General features: G+C 60.7%; 19 protein-coding genes. 15 read left to right on the top strand and 4 right to left on the bottom strand.

The window, feature by feature from the left end; genetic code table 11:
- Positions 1-345 precede the first annotated feature (345 nt).
- The 15 genes from M1E04_RS16240 (at position 346) to M1E04_RS16170 (ending at position 16,594) form a co-directional block, all read left to right on the top strand.
- A complete protein-coding gene (locus M1E04_RS16240) occupies positions 346-882 on the top strand; it encodes an ankyrin repeat domain-containing protein (protein ID WP_065989390.1) in 537 nt (178 codons plus the stop codon).
- A gap of 67 nt (positions 883-949) precedes the next feature.
- Positions 950-1,474: a hypothetical protein gene (locus tag M1E04_RS16235; protein ID WP_192134410.1), complete on the top strand. Its 525-nt coding sequence runs from the start codon at positions 950-952 to the stop codon at positions 1,472-1,474.
- 109 nt (positions 1,475-1,583) lie between these two features.
- On the top strand, positions 1,584-1,775 hold the full coding sequence (locus M1E04_RS16230) for a PLDc N-terminal domain-containing protein (protein ID WP_037009073.1): 192 nt from the start codon (positions 1,584-1,586) through the stop codon (positions 1,773-1,775).
- Positions 1,776-1,975: 200 nt separating this feature from the next.
- Positions 1,976-2,836, top strand: a complete 861-nt coding sequence (gene speE / locus M1E04_RS16225) for a polyamine aminopropyltransferase (RefSeq protein WP_065989394.1) — start codon at positions 1,976-1,978, stop codon at positions 2,834-2,836.
- 127 nt (positions 2,837-2,963) lie between these two features.
- A complete protein-coding gene (locus M1E04_RS16220) occupies positions 2,964-3,215 on the top strand; it encodes a helix-turn-helix domain-containing protein (RefSeq protein ID WP_192134406.1) in 252 nt (83 codons plus the stop codon).
- On the top strand, positions 3,212-4,423 hold the full coding sequence (locus M1E04_RS16215; protein ID WP_456291708.1) for a type II toxin-antitoxin system HipA family toxin: 1,212 nt from the start codon (positions 3,212-3,214) through the stop codon (positions 4,421-4,423). Before M1E04_RS16220 ends, M1E04_RS16215 begins: the two co-directional genes overlap by 4 nt.
- Positions 4,424-4,693: 270 nt before the next feature.
- Positions 4,694-6,766: an LTA synthase family protein gene (locus tag M1E04_RS16210; protein WP_296311929.1), complete on the top strand. Its 2,073-nt coding sequence runs from the start codon at positions 4,694-4,696 to the stop codon at positions 6,764-6,766.
- Positions 6,767-6,935: 169 nt separating this feature from the next.
- A complete protein-coding gene (locus M1E04_RS16205) occupies positions 6,936-7,172 on the top strand; it encodes a hypothetical protein (protein ID WP_065989399.1) in 237 nt (78 codons plus the stop codon).
- A 249-nt stretch (positions 7,173-7,421) separates the two neighbouring features.
- On the top strand, positions 7,422-7,760 hold the full coding sequence (locus tag M1E04_RS16200; RefSeq protein WP_065989401.1) for a ribonuclease E inhibitor RraB: 339 nt from the start codon (positions 7,422-7,424) through the stop codon (positions 7,758-7,760).
- Positions 7,761-8,220: 460 nt separating this feature from the next.
- Positions 8,221-9,630 (top strand): circularly permuted type 2 ATP-grasp protein, encoded by a 1,410-nt coding sequence (locus tag M1E04_RS16195; RefSeq protein ID WP_065989403.1) that lies wholly within the window; start codon positions 8,221-8,223, stop codon positions 9,628-9,630.
- Between the two features lie 12 nt (positions 9,631-9,642).
- Positions 9,643-10,602 carry an alpha-E domain-containing protein gene (locus M1E04_RS16190; RefSeq protein ID WP_065989404.1) on the top strand — a complete coding sequence of 320 codons (960 nt, stop codon included), beginning with the start codon at positions 9,643-9,645 and terminating at the stop codon, positions 10,600-10,602.
- A complete protein-coding gene (locus M1E04_RS16185; RefSeq protein WP_065989410.1) occupies positions 10,599-11,450 on the top strand; it encodes a transglutaminase family protein in 852 nt (283 codons plus the stop codon). The genes M1E04_RS16190 and M1E04_RS16185 overlap by 4 nt, the downstream gene beginning before the upstream one ends.
- Positions 11,451-12,307: 857 nt before the next feature.
- A complete protein-coding gene (locus M1E04_RS16180; RefSeq protein ID WP_192134402.1) occupies positions 12,308-13,513 on the top strand; it encodes an acetyl-CoA C-acetyltransferase in 1,206 nt (401 codons plus the stop codon).
- A gap of 67 nt (positions 13,514-13,580) precedes the next feature.
- Complete coding sequence (locus tag M1E04_RS16175) at positions 13,581-15,722, top strand: 3-hydroxyacyl-CoA dehydrogenase NAD-binding domain-containing protein (RefSeq protein WP_456291707.1); 2,142 nt, start codon at positions 13,581-13,583, stop codon at positions 15,720-15,722.
- Between the two features lie 149 nt (positions 15,723-15,871).
- On the top strand, positions 15,872-16,594 hold the full coding sequence (locus M1E04_RS16170) for an amidotransferase (protein WP_192134398.1): 723 nt from the start codon (positions 15,872-15,874) through the stop codon (positions 16,592-16,594).
- Between the two features lie 880 nt (positions 16,595-17,474).
- Here M1E04_RS16170 and M1E04_RS16165 read toward each other — a convergent pair.
- From M1E04_RS16165 to M1E04_RS16150, 4 genes are all read right to left on the bottom strand, one after another.
- Entirely contained in the window at positions 17,475-18,446 is a 972-nt protein-coding gene (locus M1E04_RS16165; protein WP_065989417.1) for a magnesium and cobalt transport protein CorA, read from the bottom strand.
- Positions 18,447-18,538: 92 nt separating this feature from the next.
- On the bottom strand, positions 18,539-19,294 hold the full coding sequence (locus tag M1E04_RS16160; RefSeq protein WP_192134396.1) for a lysophospholipid acyltransferase family protein: 756 nt from the start codon (positions 19,292-19,294) through the stop codon (positions 18,539-18,541).
- A 150-nt stretch (positions 19,295-19,444) separates the two neighbouring features.
- Positions 19,445-20,134 carry a crotonase/enoyl-CoA hydratase family protein gene (locus tag M1E04_RS16155; RefSeq protein ID WP_192134394.1) on the bottom strand — a complete coding sequence of 230 codons (690 nt, stop codon included), beginning with the start codon at positions 20,132-20,134 and terminating at the stop codon, positions 19,445-19,447.
- Between the two features lie 132 nt (positions 20,135-20,266).
- Positions 20,267-20,560 (bottom strand): DUF6388 family protein, encoded by a 294-nt coding sequence (locus M1E04_RS16150; protein WP_065989420.1) that lies wholly within the window; start codon positions 20,558-20,560, stop codon positions 20,267-20,269.
- Positions 20,561-20,754: the final 194 nt, after the last annotated feature.

Raw genomic sequence — 20,754 nt, 5'->3', positions numbered from 1 at the left:
TTACCGGAGTTGGGAGTGAGTAGTGGGCGACGCGGGGAGGGGTGCACGCATTGCGTGACATAACTGAGACAGCGGTATAGGGGATTTATTTCACGTTGTTGCGAAATTTTCTCGGTGAGCGTTCAGGCGCCACTATCAGCCCCATTGAAACCGATGGTTGGGCGCCGATCATTGGTGCTGGCAGGGTTGGCGTCATGTGAGGCGGCGCTCTCTGCGCTGCGCGCCTGGAGTTGTTGCCGTGAGTGGAACTACCCGCTTTGTCCATGGCTCATAGATTGCCTGGCCCGTAGATCGCCGCATCCCTTGATTCATACCGCGCAATGCATTGCGCTACTGGAGTTACCTATGTCCGAAGCCCCCAACACGACCGGTTCTGCCACGCGCATGACAGACGAAGAAGCACTGGAATTTGCCGAGCAGGTATTCGACCGGGCCCGTGCTGGCGACGCCCCGATGCTCGACCGGCTGCTGGAAAACGGCTTGACCCCCAATCTTCGCAACCACAAAGGCGACACGCTGTTGATGCTGGCCAGCTATCACGGTCATCAAGACGCCGTGCGGGTGCTGCTCAAGCACAAGGCTGACCCTGAACTGCGCAACGACAACGGCCAGAGCCCCATCGCCGGCGCTGCTTTCAAGGGCGATCTGGAAACCGTGAAGATCCTCGTGGAAGCTGGCGCAGAGGTTGAAGGCGCTTCCGCCGACGGCCGCACGGCATTGATGATGGCGGCGATGTTCAACCGTACGGCGATCGTCGATTACCTGATCTCCAAGGGTGCCAACCCTCATATCCAGGATGCCAAGGGCGTCACTCCGCTGATGGCCGCGCAGACCATGGGTGCGACCGAGACCGCCGAGCAGCTCACCCGTCTGGGGGCGTAAGCGATAGAGGCGCGCCGCATTTCCAGCTATTCTGCGCGCCTGTTTTCCAGCCCTCGGACGATCTGCCATGAAAGCTTCACTCATCGAATTCATCAGCAAGATCAGCTCCGGCTGCATGAGCGATGAAGAAATCGAAAAAATCGCCGATGAGGCCACCCAGGCTTACGGCGATCCCGATGCGTTCCTGACCGCCAACCCTGACATCAATTTCGACGACACCTTCCCGATCCCGCTGGGGGAGTGGGTGGTGATCGGCAGCCTTCCCGACACCGTGTTGTTTCAGGCCGATACCTATCCCGACCTGCTCACCGAGATCATGGCGTCGTTTGGCCCGAACGTAATGTTCAACATCAAGCCCAAACAGCTGACCAAGGCCGAACCGCTGGCCGCGCTTAACCGTATACAGATTCAGCTGTCCAGCATGAACAAGGACATGGGCGGGTACGTGTTGATGGACGTCAGCGAGCCGCTGGACCACGTGCTGCAAACGGTGCTGGTCTACGGCGCCGACGTTGAGAGAGTCATGGCACTCGGCGTTGAACTCGGCCTATTGATCGAGCCCGCGCTGGAGGCGCTCAAGGCGCAGATTTGATCGCCTTCGACGCGTTTTGCTGCGCAGACAAATATCCCTGCCGACCAACGGAACCCTCGTTGCAGGCCACCACTCTCAAGTGGGCAAGCCTTCAATAAGGAGCAACACCATGGGTTCTACTTTCAACGGTCTGATCGGCCTGATCATTCTGGCGCTGGATATCTGGGCCATCATCAACGTGCTGAAAAGCGGCGCGGAAACCGGGAAGAAAATTCTCTGGATTTTGTTGATCGTCATCCTGCCGGTGCTGGGCCTGATCATCTGGGCAATCGCTGGCCCGCGCGGCAACGTGCGTATCTAGTAGCGTGCATCTCTAGAAGCGCAGCAAGGCTTCAGAACACATCACGCCCGACTGGCCTGGCCAGTCGGGCGTTTTTGTTGGGGGCGGATCACCCTTGCGCCGCCGCGACATTCGACCTGTCATGCGCCGCGACGTAGAATGCGCGCCTTCTTGTGGGCGGCGCGCCGTCCTGTCATCAGTAGTTATCGGGGACTCCATCCATGAGCGATTATCAAGAAACGTTGTACGAAGGCTATGGCCAGCGCTTTCGCATGGAAAAAATGCTGCATGAAGTGCGCACCGAGCATCAGCATCTGGTGATCTTCCAGAACCCGCGCATGGGTCGCGTCATGGCGCTGGACGGCGTGATTCAGACCACTGAAGCCGACGAGTTCATTTATCACGAGATGCTCACCCACGTGCCGATTCTGGCCCACGGCCGCGCCAAACGCGTCCTGATCATCGGCGGTGGCGACGGCGGCATGCTGCGCGAAGTCGCCAAGCACGCGACGGTCGAGCACATCACCATGGTCGAAATCGACGGCACCGTGGTCGAGATGTGCAAGGAATACCTGCCGAATCACTCCAAAGGCGCTTTCGATGATTCGCGTCTTAACCTGGTCATCGACGACGGCATGCGCTTCGTTGCCAACACCGAGGAAAAATTCGACGTCATCATTTCCGATTCCACCGACCCGATCGGGCCGGGCGAAGTGCTGTTCTCGGAGAATTTCTATCAGGCCTGCCATCGCTGCCTCAACGAAGGCGGCATTCTGGTCACGCAGAACGGCACGCCATTCATGCAGCTGAGCGAAGTGCAAACCACGGCAGGGCGCATGAATGGACTGTTCGCCGACTGGCATTTCTATCAGGCAGCGGTGCCCACCTACATTGGCGGCGCGATGACCTTTGCCTGGGGCTCTACGGATTCCCAGCACCGCAAGATTTCGCTGGACACTTTGCATCAGCGGTTCGCCGGCAGCGGCATCGTCACCCGTTACTACAACCCTGAGGTCCACATCGGCGCCTTCGCATTGCCGCAGTACGTGCTTCAGGCGATCAGCAAGCCAAGCAACGCCTGACCTCGCTGCAAGGTTACGTAAACCTGACATCCATGGGCTGATGTCAGGTAAGCGTAACTTCTCCTTGATCGCCCTGCATGTCACGTATACATTCCATTCATCGTTGAATGTTATGCAGGCGTGACAAATGGACGCGACGTTGTTGCTTGAGCGGCTGGGTAGCCAGATCGAAGAAATGCGTAGGTCCCGCGGGCTGACTCAGGTTCAGTTGGCCTACCAGTCGGGCATGACACGGCAAAAGCTTGCCGAAGTCGAAAAAGGCAGCCCGACCGTGGCGGTGAATTTCTACGCCAAGGTCCTGGCCGCGTTGAATGCCGAGATAAAAGTCGTCTCCGCACGACGTCCGACGTTTGAAGAGCTGCGCGAGGTGTTCCAGTGAAACCCCTGGATCGTGTACGCATTTTTACCCCGGAGGGTGAGAGTGGTGAGCTGTCGGCATCGGCGTCCGGCGACTACCTGTTTCGCTACGGCCTGGACGCCAGCCCGGCGTCGCAGATCAGCCTGACCATGGGGGTTCGCGATGCGGCCTACGTATCGCGCAGCCTGCACCCGGTCTTCCAGATGAACCTCCCCGAAGGCTTCGTGCTGGAACAGCTGCGCAATCGCCTCGCTAAAACCACACCCATCAACCCGATGCTGCTCATGGCATTGACCGGCAGCGGTTCGCCGGTCGGCCGCGTGGCGGTGGCGTCTCCCATGATCGACGAGTTGCTGGGTGGCGCGGGCCCCGTCCCAGGCAGAAGCCTGGGGCAGATACTCAGTTGGGACGGGACGCAGGATCTGTTTGCCGAACTGGTCGATCAGTACATTTTGCGCACCGGGATTTCAGGTGTTCAGCCCAAAGTCATCGTGCCCGACTCGGATTTCGTCACGGACCCGAAAGCCACGCTGTTGATGCCGGAACTGATCGTCAAATCGGGGAGGGCGGACTTCCCCGGGTTGGCCGTTAACGAGTACGTGTGCATGGACGCTGCGCGCGGAGCCGGCATGCCGGTGCCGGAATTTCATCTGTCGGATAACCGCCAGCTGTTCGTCATGCGCCGTTTTGATCGTGATGCTGAGCAGCGGGCCATCGGCTTCGAGGACATGGCTGTGCTGATGGGCCGGGGCACCGAGCAGAAATACGACTCCAGCTACGAAAACATCGCCAAGGCCATTCGCCTGTTTTGCGCGCCTGAGCATGTGCGTGAATCGCTGTATCAATTCTTCGACATCGTCGCGCTCAGTTGCATGGTCGGCAACGGCGACGCCCATCTGAAGAACTTCGGGGTGTTGTATCGCGACCCGCTGGGAGCGGACGCACAACTGGCGCCGGCCTACGACATCGTCAACACCACTGCGTACATAAAGGACGACGCGCTTGCCCTGCGTCTGGATGGCTCAAAGAGCCTGTTCGGATCGCGGCTCGGCATTCTGAGCCTGGCGTCGACCTGTGACATCCGCAAACCGAACGTGCGCATTGCGCGACTGATCGCGGCCGTGCAGGCGTCCCTGCAGGAAAACGCCTCGCTCCACCCCCACGCGCCCCTTGTCTTTGAAGCCATCGAGCACGCCGTCGAGCGCTATGCCCAGACGTTCAAGGTTTAATCCTGATTCGAGGCTTTGTAAGAAAATATGTGAGGGGGAACTAATCAACGGAATTTTCACCGTTTCTTCGGGAAGATTCGCGCCGTTCCGAGATTGCTCCCTGATTGTGATAACCGTTTGTGCCGATCCGTCATGAAGAATGCGCGGCATCGGTGGTAAACCGCGGAGGTTCACGTAATATTTGGCCCCCGCAGCCCGGACCGGCATTTCGATGGGGTCGGGCGCACAGCTTTTTGAACTTAAACCTGAATCCAACGGATCCCACAACCCATGGCCAAAACGGACGCCCCGGCGCGCGCGCCGCAACCTACCGTCAAATCGCACCTGGCCTATACGCTCCTGAGCGGCCTGGTGCTGATGGTTCTGTACACCCTTCTGCGCGTAGCGCTACTGGTCTATAACCGCGAAGGCATCGGTGCGACGCCAGCGTCGACCTTCGTCGAGGCGTTCGCCAATGGCCTGCGGTTCGATTTGCGTCTGGTCGTGTACATCCTGATTCCCCTTCTGCTGTCCCTGTTCAGCGCGCGCATGATGGCGGCCCGTGGGGTCTTCCGCTTCTGGCTGACGCTGGTCGCGAGCCTGACCGCGTTCTTCGGCCTGATGGAGATGGATTTCTACCGTGAATTCCACCAGCGCCTGAATGGCCTGGTGTTCCAGTACGTCAAAGAAGACCCGAAAACCGTCCTGAGCATGATCTGGTACGGCTATCCGGTGGTTCGCTATCTGCTGGCGTGGGCGCTGGTCACCTGGCTGCTGAGCCTGGTCTTCAAAGGCGTCGATCGCGTGACCCGGCCCCGTGGCGGGTTCAACGTTGCCAGCGCTGACAACCGTGTGGTGGCGCCGCTGTACAAGCGCGCCGTGGTGTTCCTGCTGTGCCTGGTGGTGGCCGTCATCGCCGCTCGCGGCACCCTGCGCCAGGGTCCGCCGCTGCGTTGGGGCGATGCGTACACCACTGACTCTAACTTCGCCAACACCCTCGGGCTAAACGGCACGCTGACGCTGATCGCGGCCGCCAAGAGCCGGATGTCCGAAGACCGCGACAACATCTGGAAGGCGACCCTGCCTCAGGCCGAAGCCCAGCAGGTCGTTCGTGACATGCTGCTGACCGCCAACGACAAGCTGATCGATCCAGAAAAAGCCGCTGTGCGTCGTGATTTCACGCCGCCGCCGGCCAACACGCTGCCGATCAAGAACGTCGTCGTGATCCTGATGGAAAGCTTCGCCGGCCATTCGGTGGGTGCGCTGGGCGACGAGTCGAACATCACGCCTTACTTCGACAAACTGTCCCAGGAAGGTCTGCTGTTTGATCGCTTCTTCTCCAACGGCACACACACCCACCAGGGCATGTTTGCGACCATGGCCTGCTTCCCGAACCTGCCGGGCTTCGAGTACCTGATGCAGACGCCGGAAGGCAGCCACAAACTGTCCGGTCTGCCGCAGCTGCTCAGCGCGCGCAAGTACGACGACGTGTATGTCTACAACGGGGACTTCGCCTGGGACAACCAGTCGGGCTTCTTCAGCAACCAGGGCATGACCAACTTCATTGGCCGCAATGACTTCGTCAATCCGGTGTTCTCGGACCCGACCTGGGGCGTTTCCGACCAGGACATGTTCGACCGTGGCGCCGAGGAACTCAAAGCCCGCGAAGCCAAGGGCAAGCCGTTCTATGCGTTGCTGCAGACCCTGTCCAACCACACGCCGTACGCACTGCCGGCAAACCTGCCGGTCGAGCGTGTGACCGGCCATGGCACGCTGGATGAACACCTCACCGCCATGCGTTATTCGGATTGGGCGCTGGGTCAGTTCTTCGAGAAGGCCAAGAAAGAGCCGTACTACAAGGACACGCTGTTTGTGGTCGTCGGTGACCACGGCTTCGGCAACAACGAGCAGATCACCGAGATGGACCTGGGCCGCTTCAACGTGCCGATGCTGATGATCGCCCCGGGCCTGCAGGACAAGTTCGGCAAGCGCAGCAGCATCGTCGGCACGCAGATCGACATCGTCCCGACCATCATGGGCCGCCTGGGTGGCGACACCGTGCACCAGTGCTGGGGCCGCGACCTGCTCAATCTGCCAGCGGGAGACGAGGGCTTTGGTGTGATCAAGCCATCGGGCAGCGAGCAGACGGTTGCGCTGGTCACTGGCAACCGGATCCTGATCGAACCCAAGGAAATGGAGCCGAAGGTGTACAGCTACGAGTTGGGCACCAAGCCCCACGCCGAGCTGATGCCGAACGCGCCGGACGTCACCGAGTTGCGCAAGAAGCTCGACAGCTTCCTGCAGACCGCGACCAAGAGCCTGCTGGACAACACGGCAGGGGTCAAAGACGCCAAGCCGCAATGACTGCAGCCTGATGAAGAACGCCCCGAGACCGGGGCGTTTTTTTTGCCTGCGGATCGTTGGCATCACGCTGCTAACGTCAGCCGGGCGCTGACGATTCGGGTTGAACGTCGTTGCGCTGCAAGGGTCAAGATCACTAGGCCGTTGTCCGGCCCTTACTGAGGAGACATTGATGAAAGTGTGGACTATTTCGTTTCTGGACAAAGACGGTGTGCAGCAAACCCTCGATCTTGAATCCGATCACCGTCCCAGTGATGAAGAGGCTGCGCAGCGAATCCGTCCGATCCTGTTTCCGGTCGCCAGTGATCTTGATCTGATCGACCTCGACGGTCGCACCGCCGAGCCCACCGTGAAGACACTCAAAGAGCAGAACGCGGTACAGATCATCTCCATCGTAGAAGCCCCCTAAAAAGCCTGGGTTTCCCGCCAACCTGCCAATTGGCAACGCACTATCAATGCGCGTACTCTGCCAGTGAGGTCGGTGAAGCATCTACCCGAGTCAGCTCGCGTACGTATGCCCGTTTTGTAAAACGCACCGGCCTTGTCAGCGACATGCTTGAGTCCCGGGCGGCAGATGACCTGCCGCTACACGCCTCGCCATCGGGGAGTGTTTCGGGATAGTTGAAACTCTATCTATCGTTGCATAGGAGGACGTTTCATGAGCACAGCCTATCAAGAAGACGTCAGCAGCCATGTTCTGCGCTGCATGAAAGAAGGCGGTTTCGACTTCGCACGCATTCACCCCATCGAGTTCTATGCCACCTTTCCGGATGAGGACCGGGCGCGTCAGGCAGCGGAAAAATTTCGTGGCGAGTCAGTCAATGTTCAGCTCAATGCTCTGGAAGACGGTGCGTGGCACCTGGAACTGAGCAAGTTGATGTACGCGACCTACGACGGGATAGGCGACTTCGAGCAGGATTTCCAGACCGCGATTTTCGGTCTGGACGGGGAGGTTGAAGGCTGGGGCGTCAAGCAGGAGCTCAAGCGCCTTCATTGATCGGGCTTAATTGACAGTCAGGCCCGAAAACAGGGCATGCACGGTTGAATGCCGTCTCTCGGCTCCACGGCAAATCAGTGGAGCGGGAGAGGCACCGAGCCGAATCGCAGGCAAAAAAAAGCCGCTCTCATGGGAGCGGCGGAAAGGGAATATCGGGTGGCGTTGCCAATCAGGTTTTGAGCCAATCGCCTTGTGGAATCCAGCGGGTTGGTCTGCGGTATGAGGCGATTATGCTCAGTGCGCGTAACGCGCGGAAATGAACTGTGGCTATGCCTGCGATAGATTTTCAAACGGAACGACGCTTCGCCATGAAGCGCCGGGGAACGGGTTAGGGCGCATCGTGCACAGGAATGGTGCGGACGCTCCGGCTGTTTAATTCAACCCATTGATATTAAAGCGTTTATGCCGATGGCACGGGCCTTGCGAAGGCTCTGGTGTCCATGGTGACAAGGAGTACGGCATGATCCGCACCTTTTATGACGAGATGTACGATGCGGGCGGCATAGTTCGTCCGCATTATCGGGAATTCGCCCGCTGGTTGGGCGAAGCGCCGCCTGAGTTGCTCGCTCAGCGCCGGCGTGAGGCCGATCTTTTGTTTCATCGCGCCGGGATCACGTTCACGCTGTACGGCGACGAGCAGGGCACCGAGCGGCTCATCCCTTTCGACACGATTCCGCGCAGCATTCCGGCCAGCGAATGGCGGGTGGTCGAGCGCGGCTGCATACAGCGCGTCAAGGCGCTGAACATGTTTCTCGCTGACCTCTATCACGATCAGCGCATCATCAAGGCCGGGATCATTCCCGCCGAACAGGTCCTCGCCAACGAGCAATACCAGTTGGCGATGCAGGGCCTGAATCTTCATCGTGACCTGTATTCGCACATCTCAGGCGTCGATCTGGTGCGTGATGGCGACGGCACGTATTACGTGCTCGAAGACAACCTGCGCACGCCCAGCGGCGTGAGCTACATGCTCGAAGACCGCAAGATGATGATGCGGCTGTTCCCCGAGCTGTTCGCCGCGCAACGCATCGCGCCGATCGATCACTACCCGAACCTGCTGCTGGACACCCTGAAAAGCTCCAGCCCGCTGGATAATCCGAGCGTCGTGGTGCTGACGCCCGGGCGCTTTAACAGCGCGTTTTTCGAGCACGCGTTTCTGGCTCGGGAAATGGGCGTCGAACTGGTGGAGGGCGCTGACCTTTTCGTGCGCGATGACCGCGTGTTCATGCGAACCACCGACGGCCCGAAAGCGGTCGACGTGATTTACCGCAGGCTCGACGACGCGTTCCTCGATCCGCTGGCATTCAACCCGGATTCAATGCTCGGCGTGCCGGGCCTGCTGTCCGCGTACCGTTCGGGCAATGTGGTGCTGGCCAATGCCATCGGCACCGGCGTGGCGGACGACAAGTCGGTTTACCCCTTTGTGACCGACATGATCCGTTTCTACCTCGACGAAGAGCCGATCCTGAAGAACGTGCCGACCTGGCAGTGCCGCAAGCCCGAAGAGCTGTCCCACGTGCTCGCCAATCTGGGCGATCTGGTGGTCAAGGAAACCCAGGGCTCCGGCGGTTACGGCATGCTCGTGGGCCCCGCCGCCACCGCCGCGGAAATCGAGTCGTTCCGGGCGCGGCTCAAAGCCAAGCCCCACGCGTATATCGCGCAACCGACCTTGTGTTTGTCGACCTGTCCGACCTTCGTCGAGAACGGCATCGCCCCGCGCCACATCGACCTTCGCCCGTTCGTCCTGGCTGGCCGTGAAACCCGTGTAGTGCCCGGTGGTCTCACGCGCGTTGCCTTGCGCGAAGGGTCGCTGGTGGTGAACTCGTCGCAGGGTGGCGGAACCAAGGACACCTGGGTGGTCGAGGATTAAGGATGCCTGCCAATGCTAAGTAGAACTGCCTCGGATTTATATTGGATGTCGCGGTACCTGGAGCGGGCCGAAAACCTCGCGCGGATGCTCGACGTCAGTTACTCGCTGTCGCTGATGCCACAGGACGGACGCGGGGATGGCCTCAATGAAATCGCCATGCCACTGCTGATCACCGGAACCCTGGACGATTACCTGGAGCGCCACGGCGACCTGCACGCCGAGCGCTTGCTGCACTTTTTCGCGCTGGACGCCGAAAACCCGGCCAGCATCTTCAGCTGCCTGGGCGCGGCGCGGGCCAGTGCCCATGCGGTACGCGGGCGTATTACTGCGGACATGTGGGAAAACATCAACGCCACTTACCTGGAAATTCGCGGCATCGCCGAGCAGGGATTGAGCCGCTACGGCATGAGCCGTTTCTGCGAGTGGGTCAAGGAGCGTTCGCACCTGTTCCGCGGCGCGACCTACGGCACCATCATGCGCAACGACGCCTTCCGGTTCATCCGTCTGGGGACGTTCATCGAGCGCGCCGACAACACCCTGCGCATGCTCGATGCGCGTTATGAAATGCTCGAATTGCGCGGCCCGTCCGCCAACGCGGCGGCAGACAGTTCCGCCGCCGGCTACTACCAATGGAGTGCGCTGTTGCGCGCCTTGTCGTCATTCGAGGCGTACACGGAAGTCTATCGCGACGCACCGGGTGCTCGTCAGGTCGCTGAATTGCTGCTGTTGCGTGCGGATATTCCGCGCTCATTGCGTGCGTGTCTGGAGGAGCTGGACATCATTCTCGCCAGTCTGCCCGGGGCCAATGGCCGTCCCGCTCAGCGTCTGGCCGCCGAGCTGGACGCTCGCCTGCGCTACACCGGCATCGACGAGATTCTCGATGAAGGCCTGCATGAGTGGTTGAACGAATTCATTCCACTTCTGGCCCAACTGGGTAGCGTCATTCACACTTCTTACCTGGAGGCTGCATGAGACTCTCAATTAGCCACGAGACCACTTATCACTACGACGATCAGGTCCGCGCCAGCATCCAGTATTTGCGTCTGACCCCCCACGACAGCGAGCGTCAGCAAGTGCTGAGCTGGCAGTTGGCGTTACCCCGTCCGGTGCGCGCGCAGATCGATCCTTTCGGCAATATTCTCCACGTGCTGACCCTGGACGAGCCCCACGAAGCGATCGTGATTGGCGCACGTGGCCAGGTCGAGATCGACGAGAAGCGCGAGTCGGAACATGAGAGCCAGTCGTCGCTGCCGTTCCTGCGTTTCACCCGCCTGACCGAAGCTGACGAAGCGATTCGCGCCTTCGCCGTCGCGCAGACCCAGAAGCGCACCGACCGCACTGCGCTGATCGATATGATGCACGCGCTCAACGAACACATCACTTACACGCCGGGCGCGACAGCGGTGGATACCTGCGCTGCCCAGGCATTCGCCAACCGCGCGGGCGTCTGTCAGGATCACACCCACGCATTTCTGGCCTGCGCCCGCAGCCTTGGGGTGCCGGCGCGCTATGTGTCGGGTTACCTCTACAGTGACAGCAGCGAACATCTGTCCAGCCATGCGTGGGCAGAGGCCTGGATCGACGACGCCTGGTACAGCTTCGACGTGACCAATCAGTTGGCGATCCCGGAGCGGCATCTGAAGCTGGCGGTGGGCCTGGATTATCTGGATGCCTGTCCGGTACGTGGCATGCGCCGCGGCGGCGGTTGTGAGCAGATGCACGCCAAGGTCGTGGTGTCGCCCTCAGCGCCGATTGCGGTTCCGGCGGCGAAGAAAAAGCCTGTTCCCGCGCCGATGATCCAGGTGCAACGCCAGGGCTGATCAGCCCGTCGCGGTCGAGCGCTCAGCTCGGCCGCGTTCCCACGGTCTGCGCGCCACTCAGTGCGACAGACAGCCCTGCGTTCATTTCGCCCAACGCGCTGATCTCATACAATCAGCCCCCTTACGATCCGCTGCCAGACCATCCGCCGCCACGCCCTCCAAGACGCAACCACGCGATACCCGCACGGCCAACGGCCGCCTGTTTGAAACAGGCAGCCCGCCGAGTGCGTGTGGGGGTCTGCAGGTAGCAGAGCGAAGCATGCTCAGCCGAACAGTCGCGTCATGTTCGGCAGGATCAGCAGCAGTGTGGTCGCGAAAACGATTAATCCGGCCTGACGTATTTTCGAGCGTTTGAACCTGAACTTGAACATGGTAAATGCCTTTTCTTGTTATTCCTGAGCAACAGAAACCCATGGACCTTGGGCGTGACCAAGACGAGGGTTGGCAAAGGTGAGGCAAAAGAGCAGGTGCCCCGATCAGCAAATCGCGGGCGGCAGGCGCTGGGTGAAACGATTTTGTTATGGCGCCACTGCTACTGACTAAACCTTAGAAGCCACGTGCCGCGCGGTTTAGATCATTGAGGACTAACCAGTTGCGCCTTTATAACTTTAGCACTTTTGGCGAATGGCCATCGCTCAAATATTCGCCTGCTAGACGCCTGCGTCCAAAACGGTCCACGCTCAATAGCTCGCTACCGTTCGTCCGAGTCCGAAACTTCGCACAACCCGCTACCCTGTCACTTGATCCGGCGAAACAGCGCGCCCTGTGTGTCGCTTCGTGATAGACAGTGCCCCCATGACAGTTCGACTGTCGATCGCACAGATAAAAAGACAGTTCATCGGGTTAGCGAGGACAGGATGACCGAAGCGTTTATTTACGATGCCTTGCGCACGCCGCGGGGCAGGGGCAAGTCGGACGGCGCGTTGTACAGCGTCAAACCGGTGGAGCTGGTGGCAGGGCTGTTGAAAGAACTGCAAGTGCGCAATCACCTCGACACCCACCACGTCGATGACATTGTGCTGGGCTGCGTCACGCCCATTGGCGATCAAGGCGCCGACATCGCCAAAACCGCAGCGCTGGTCGCCAATTGGGCCGTGAGCGTGGGCGGGGTTCAGGTCAACCGGTTCTGCGCCTCGGGGCTTGAAGCGGTGAATCTGGGGGCGATGAAGATCCGCTCCGGGTTCGAGGACTTGGTGGTGGTGGGCGGCGTGGAGTCGATGTCGCGCGTGCCGATGGGCACTGACGGCGGCGCCTGGATGCTGGACCCGCACACCAATCTGCACACCCACTTTACGCCCCAGGGGATCGGCGCCGATCTGATCGCCACCCTCGAAGGCTTCAGCCGCGACGATGTCGACCTGTTCGCCGTGCAGTCCCAGCACAAGGCGTCACTGGCGCGCGAGCGGGGTGCGTTTCGCCGTTCGCTGGTGCCGGTTAAAGACCAGAACGGCCTGCTCTTGCTCGACCATGACGAGTTCATTCGTCCCGACACCACGTCCGAGGCCCTGGGCAAGCTGCGCCCGAGTTTCGAAGCAATCGGCAAAATGGGCTATGACGCCACGGCGCTGCGGGTCTACAGCCATGTTGAACGGATCGAACACGTGCACACGCCGGGCAACAGCTCCGGCATCGTCGATGGCGCCGCCTTGATGCTGCTCGGCACCGCGCAAAAAGGCCAGGCGCTGGGGCTGCGACCACGGGCCCGCATTGTGGTGACGGCGGTGACCAGCACCGATCCGACCATCATGCTCACCGGTCCTGCGCCCGCTACGCGCAAAGCCTTGGCGCGAGCCGGGCTGACCATTGATGACATCGACCTGTTCGAGGTCAACGAAGCCTTCGCCTCGGTGGTGCTCAAGTTCATCAAGGACATGGGCGTCGACCCCGACAAGGTCAACGTCAACGGCGGCTCGATTGCCCTCGGCCACCCACTGGGTGCCACGGGTTGCATCATTCTCGGCACGCTGCTCGACGAGCTGGAAGCCCGGCAGTTGCGTTACGGCCTGGCGACCCTGTGCGTCGGCGGCGGTATGGGCATCGCGACGATCATCGAACGGGTATGAACGTGGAGCACGATAAGCGCTTCGCCCACCGCCTTTATCCGATAACTGTTTCAGGAAGAAAGACCGCATGAGCGATGCCATCCGCTACGAAACCGGGCCGGATCAGATCATCACGCTGACCATCGACATGCCCGGCCAGCAGGCCAATACCATGAATGCGGCCTATCGCCAGGCCATGGCGGAGACCCTTGAACGCCTGCTGGCGGACAAAGAGGCCATCGCCGGTGTGATCATCCGCTCGGCGAAGAAGACGTTCTTTGCCGGCGGAGACCTCAACGAGCTGAGTCAGATTGACGCCGCCCGCGCTGCCGCTTTCTACCAGATGACCATGGACGTCAAGGCCCAGCTTCGCGCGCTGGAAACATTCGGCAAACCGGTGGTGGCCGCCATCGAGGGTTCTGCTTTGGGCGGTGGCCTGGAGCTGTGCCTGGCCTGTCACCATCGCATCGCAATCAATGGTGGCCAGGTCAGATTGGGCTTGCCGGAAGTCACCCTCGGTTTGCTTCCGGGTGGCGGCGGCACCGTGCGGCTGGTGCGCATGTTGGGGCTGGAGAAAGCCCTGCCGTTGCTGATGGAGGGCCGGACCCTGGGCGTCGATCACGGGTTGAAACTCGGTGTGATCGATCAGTTGGCCAGCGACGCCGATGACCTGATGGCCAAGGCGCGTGAATGGATTATGGCCAATCCGGCGCCGATCAAAGGCTGGGATCAACCGGGGTTTGAATTGCCCGGCGGCACGCCTGCGCACCCGAAAGTGGCGCAGATGCTGGCCATCGCGCCGTCGATCCTGCGCAGCAAAACCTGGGGTTGTTACCCGGCGCCGGAGAAGATCCTGGCCGCCGCCGTGGAAGGCGCGCAGGTGGATTTCCATACGGCGGAGAAAATCGAGGCGCGTTACTTCACCGAGCTCGCCACCGGCCCCATCGCCAAGAACATGATCGGCAGCTGGTTTCAGCTCAACCGGGTCAAGGCCGCAGAGGCGCGGCCCAAGGCGCCGCCGGTGTTCAACATGCGCAAGGTCGGCATTCTCGGGGCGGGGTTAATGGGTGGCGGCATTGCCTATGTCACGGCGGTGGCGGGCGTCAGCGTGATCCTCAAGGACGTCAACCTGGCGGCGGCGCAGAAGGGCAAGGATTACTCGGCGCGGTTGCTGAACAAGCAGGTTGCCAGCGGTCGCCTCACCGAGGCTCAGCGCGACGCCGTGCTGAGCCGAATCAAGCCGACCGGCCGCGACAGCGATCTCGAAGGTTGCGACCTGATCATCGAGGCGGTATTCGAGAATCGCGAGCTGAAAGCGCAGGTCAGCGCCGCCGCCGAGCAGGTGGTGGTGCCCAATGCGGTGATTGCGTCCAACACCTCGACGCTGCCCATTACCGGGCTGGCCAGCGCCATCAGCCGGCAAGAGCGCTTCATCGGCCTGCATTTTTTCAGCCCGGTGGAGAAGATGCGCCTGGTGGAAATCATCAAGGGCGCACGCACCAACGACATGACCCTGGCGCGGGCCTTCGATTTCGTTCAGCAGATCGGCAAGACCGCGATTCTGGTCAACGACACACGTGGCTTCTTCTCCTCACGGGTGTTCGCCACCTATGCCGATGAAGGCATTGCCATGCTCGGCGAGGGCGTCAGTGCGCCGATGATCGAGACCGAGGCGCGCAAGGCCGGTATGCCCGTGGGGCCGCTGGCGGTGTCCGACGAGGTGTCGTTGAGGCTGATGATTCAGATTCGCCAGCAGGCGCGCAAGGACCTGGCCGAGCAGGGCGTTGAGCGGGCCGGGCATCCGGCCGACGCGGTGATCGAGCAGCTGCTGCATGAATTTGATCGCGCAGGGAAAACCTCCGGTGGCGGTTTTTACGACTACCCCGACGGCGCGCCCAAGCACTTGTGGCCAGAGCTGAAAATCCGGTTCGAGAAGCCCGACGCACAGATCAGTGGTCAGGATATTCGCGACCGCTTGCTGTTCATCCAGGCCCTCGAAACGGTGCGCTGCATGGAGGAGGGCGTGCTGCGCTCAACAGCGGACGCCAATGTTGGTTCGATGCTCGGGATCGGCTTTCCGGCCTGGACCGGCGGGTCTTTGCAGTTCATCAATCAATACGGGCTGAAGCCGTTCATTAACCGCGCCCGCGCCTTGGCTGAGCGCTACGGCGAGCGCTTTAAACCGCCTGCGCTGCTGTTGCAGAAAGCCGAGGAAGGGACGCTGTTCTAGCGAAGACTCCTCGCTGTGCCGTATCAAGTGTTGGGACAGCGTGGGTTCAACTGAACACGGCGCACTGCTTCAACTGGGCCTTGCCTTGCCCTGGCCTTCAAGGCAGGCTTGGCCCACGCATTTTCGCTTTTGTCGCTTCAGGGATTTTTATGTCGTTACGCATCTGCATTCTGGAAACCGACGTACTTCGCCCGGAACTGGTCGATCAATACCAGGGTTACGGGCGGATGTTCGAGAAACTCTTCGCGCGCCAGCCGGTGCCAGCGGAATTTGTCGTCTACAACGTCATGCAGGGCGATTACCCGCCAGATGACGAGCCGTTCGACGCGTATCTGATCACCGGCTCCAAGGCTGATTCCTTCGGCACCGATCCGTGGATCGAAACCCTGAAAACCTACCTGCTCGACCGCTACAAGCGCGGCGACAAGTTGCTGGGTGTGTGTTTCGGTCATCAGTTGCTGGCACTGCTACTGGGCGGCAAGACCGAGCGCGCGCCACAGGGGTGGGGTGTCGGCATTCATCATTACAACCTCGCACCCACCCAACCGTGGATGACGCCGGCGCTGGACAAGCTCACGCTGCTGATCAGCCATCAGGATCAGGTCACTGCGCTGCCCGAAGGCGCGACGGTCATTGCCACCAGCGAGTTCTGCCCGTTTGCTGCTTATCACATCAACGACCAGGTGCTGTGCTTCCAGGGGCATCCGGAATTCATCCACGACTACTCGCGCACGCTGCTCGACATCCGCCAGGACGCCCTGGGCGAACAGGTCTACGGCAAAGGCATCGCCAGCCTGGAAGAAGACCACCACGGCACGGCGGTGGCGGAATGGATGATGCGGTTTGTGGCGAACAAGCGGCCGGTGAGCTAAAGCGCTGTTTTGCCGGGTGCAATAACCAGGCAGGACCGGCTTCAGCTGGATTGCGCGTAGGACCGGCTTTAGCCGGGAAGGGGTCAGTTGCCACGCTGCAAAATTGATGCTGCTCAAACCGGCCTCTTCCCGGCTAAAGCCGGTCCTACTGACAGCGCGTATTCCACCTGCGGGACCGGCTTCAGCCGGGAAGGCGTCAGTCGCCACGCTGCAAAATTGATGGTGCTCACGCGGGCCTCTTCCCGGCTAAAGCCGGTCCTACTGACAGCACGTATTCCACCTGTGGGACCGGCTTCAGCGGGGAAGGCTCAGTTGCCACGCTGCAGAATGGATGGTGCTCACACCGGCCTCTTCCCGGCTAAAGCCGGTCCTACTGACAGCACGTATTCCACCTGTGGGACCGGCTTCAGCCGGGAAGGCGTCAGTTGCCACGCTGCAAATTTGATGGCGCTCACACCGGCCATTTCCCGGCTAAAGCCGGTCCGACTGACAGCACGTATTCCACCTGTGGGACCGGCTTCAGCGGGGAAGGCGTCAGTTGCCACGCTGCAAATTTGATGGCGCTCACACCGGCCATTTCCCGGCTAAAGCCGGTCCTACTGACAGCACGTATTCCACATGTGGGACCGGCTTCAGCCGGGAAGGCGTCAGTTGCCACGCTGCAAAATGGATGGCGTTCACACCGGCCACTTTCCCGGCTAAGGCCGGTCCTACTGACAGCGCGTATTCCACCTGTGGGACCGGCTTCAGCCGGGAAGGCGTCAGTCGCCATACTGCAAGATTCATGATGGTCACACCGGCCATTTTCCGGCTAAAGCCGGTCCCACAGTCGTAGGCGTCTTCGAAGCCGGTGCCACAGCCGTAAGCACATTCAAAAGCCTCAAAGCCAACCCGACCGCTTGAAGCTGGCAAACAAGATCCCGCACCCGCCGACGATCACCCCCAACACCATGTAATACCCGTAGTGCCAGGTCAGCTCGGGCATGTTCTCGAAGTTCATCCCATAGATCCCGGCGATGGCGGTGGGGAAGGCCAGGATCGCGGCCCAGGCGGCAAATTTGCGCTGGGTCAGGCTCTGTCGCGAAGACTCCAGCAGCAGGCTGATTTCGATGGTTTGGCTGGCGATGTCGCGAAGGTTGGAAAGGTCTTCCATCTGCCGCTTGACGTGGATTTCCACGTCGCGGAAGTAAGGGCGCATGTTCTTGTCGATGAAGGGGAAGCTGAGCTTCTGCAGCTCCTCGCCAATCTCGACCATGGGCGCCACGTAACGGCGCAGGCGCAGCAGGTCACGACGCAGCGAGTGGATCCGGTGGATGTCGGCTTCGTTGAGGTCCTTGCGCAGCACGTTGTGCTCAAGCTCTTCAAGCTCGCAGTGAATCGATTCGGTGACCGGCTGGTAGTTCTCGGTAACGAAATCCAGCAGTGCGTACAGGACGAAGTCTTCCCCATGTTCCAGCAGTAACGGCCGGGCTTCGCAGCGCTGGCGCACCAGGCCATAGGATTTCGAGTCACCGTTGCGCGAGGTGATGACGTAGCCCTTGCCGGCGAAAATATGGGTTTCGATGAAGATCAGCTTGCCGTTCTCGCGAATCGGCGCGTAGGTCACGATGAACAGCGCGTCACCAAAAGTCTCCAGCTTCGGCCGGCTGTGGACTTCCAGCGCGTCTTCGATGGCCAGCTCGTGCAGATTGAACTGCCGTTGCAGCGTGGTCAGTTCTTCGAGGCCCGGATGCTCCAGGCCGATCCAGACGAAATGCCCGGGTTTCGCCGCCCAGGCTGCGCCTTCGTCGAGGGCAATATTGGTGACTTTCTTTCCCGCACTGTAAACCGCAGCGGCAACCACTCGACCCATAATGTCTGCTTCTTCTTTTAGGGAAAACTCACGCGCAGCTTAGCGCGCTCCCTGATCAGAGTCGGCGGATTTAAACGAGTTCGCAGGTTTTTTCAGTGCGGTTCAGCGTCTGTTGGAAGGGTAGCCGCGCAGCCTCGGACTTGCGCGTCCATGCTGGCGATGCAGGCTTGCATCTGGCCGTGGCACAGCGCGATGAGTTGAGGGATATCGTCGCCGGTGAGGTTTGCGGTCGGGATCGCGGGCAGCGTGCGGATGATCACCTCGCCGCTGTTCCATCGGTTCAACTCCATGCTGCGCACGTAGGTGCTCACGCACACAGGCACAATGGGCACACCGGCTTCGATCGCCATCTGAAACGCCCCGCGCTTGAACGGCATCAGCCCTTCGCCCTTGTTGCGCGTGCCTTCAGGGAACACCCAGATGGACGTGTCCTTGTGCTGCAGGGTGTCGGTGGTCTGGAGAATGGCGCGGCGTGCCTTCTGCGGATTGCCTCGGTCGATCAGCACGTTGCCCGCCAGCCAGAACAGCTGGCCAAAAAACGGCACCCACTTGAGACTTTTTTTGCCGATGCAGACCGTGCGCGGCGGCACGATGTTGCCGAGGACAAACAAATCGTAGTTGGACTGATGGTTACAGATGATCACGCAGGGCCTGGTCTGCTCGAACTGCGGGCTGAGCTGGGTGTTCAGGCGCAGCCCGAGAATGCCGATGGCGGGGAGGGCGTAGAGGCGAGCACACAGACGGCTGTTGTCAGGGTTGAACGGGCGGCACAGGCCAAGTAAAAGCCCCAGTGCGCCTGCGATGAGAAAGTGCAGGCCCATCAACAACATACGCAGTAAGAACAGCATGCAAACCACCCGGTAGGCGAAAAGCCGCGCAGTGTACGGATGTGCACTGGAATCGGCAATCGCCCACAGGCCGGGGAGAGGATCAGGAATTTAACGGGATGTTTCATGGGCAACGCGCTGCCGGGAATGCAGCGCGTTGTCAGGGCTACCTCAGAGCGGGATCTGACGATCCAGCTCGATAGCCCGGTCGAGGGTCTCGAGAAATGCCTTGCGCACTTTTAGTTTGGTCTGCTTGTGGGCGCGCATGTTGATCTTCTTCATCTGCAGCGCCACGGCGCGCGCGGCCTCGGTGAGTTGTTCCGATGCGACCACCTTGTCGAAGAACCCGGCTTGCAGCGCGCCCTGGGGATCGAACATCTCGCCGCAGATCACCGAGCGACCGAAGGCACTTTTGCGCAGGCGATCACGGGCCAGTTCGATGCCGGCATGGTGCATGGTCATGCCGATCTGCACCTCGTTCAGACCGATGCTGAAAGGGCCTTCGACGCCGATGCGGTAATCCGCCGACAGCAGCAGGAACGCGCCTTTCGCTACAGCATGACCGCCGCACGCGACCACGACCGGGAACGGAAACGACAGCATTCGCCGCGCCAGGGTTGAGCCTTGGGCGACCAGGGCCATGGCGGCTTCCGGCGACGAGGTCATGATTTTCAGGTCATACCCGCCGGAGAGAATCCCCGGCTGACCGGTGATGATCACCACGGCACGGTCCTGCTCGGCGCGGTCCAGTGCGGCATTGAACGCGGCGACCACGTCGTTGCTGATGGCGTTGACCTTGCCGTTGGTCAGGGTCAGCGTCGCAACGCCGTCATCCAGTTGATAGGCGACCAAATCACTCATGGCGCGAGTCCTTTTTTGTTTTGAAGTGGCGCAGACGTTACTCACCCGGCAGGGCAAGGTAAAGCGTAAAGGATGACTGGCAAGTCAGGGGCGGGCCGCCAGGTCTGGCGACCCTGAGAGGGAACGGAGCGGTTAAACCTCGACTTCATTCAGTTCGCAGTACTCATCCCAGTCCATGTCCAGTGCCTCGGCCGCTTCCTTGTGCGTAGCCAGACGCAGTTCCTTCAATTGCTCGGGGGTTTCGGCAATGAAGGTCAGCGCCAGCTCCCAGGTCGGGATGCCCTGGGCTTCGGCTTCGTCTTCGAAAGCCCAGAGGGTTTGCTGCTGCTGTTCTTTCGGGCTCAAATCCTGGATTTCAGCCTGCAACATCGGATTGGTCACGATGTACTTCGCCAAGGCAGCTTCGGTCCAGTCGTTTGCGTTCATGCGGGGGTGATCTCCTGTGGGTCGAGCTGACGTGTTGCGGTGGGTGGGATGCTGCTGAGGTCATGAGCCAAGCGGCGATTGTGCGTGATGTGCATCACTGGCGCCAGTCACAGGCGACCCGTCGGTCGGTGTAGCCCGGGGCTTGGATCGCTGAACGAATAGCGCCGCCGCGGACACGTAAAAAGGGCCCGCCT

The organism is Pseudomonas sp. AK106 (assembly GCF_053903055.1).
This window is presented reverse-complemented; position numbering and strand designations above follow the sequence as displayed.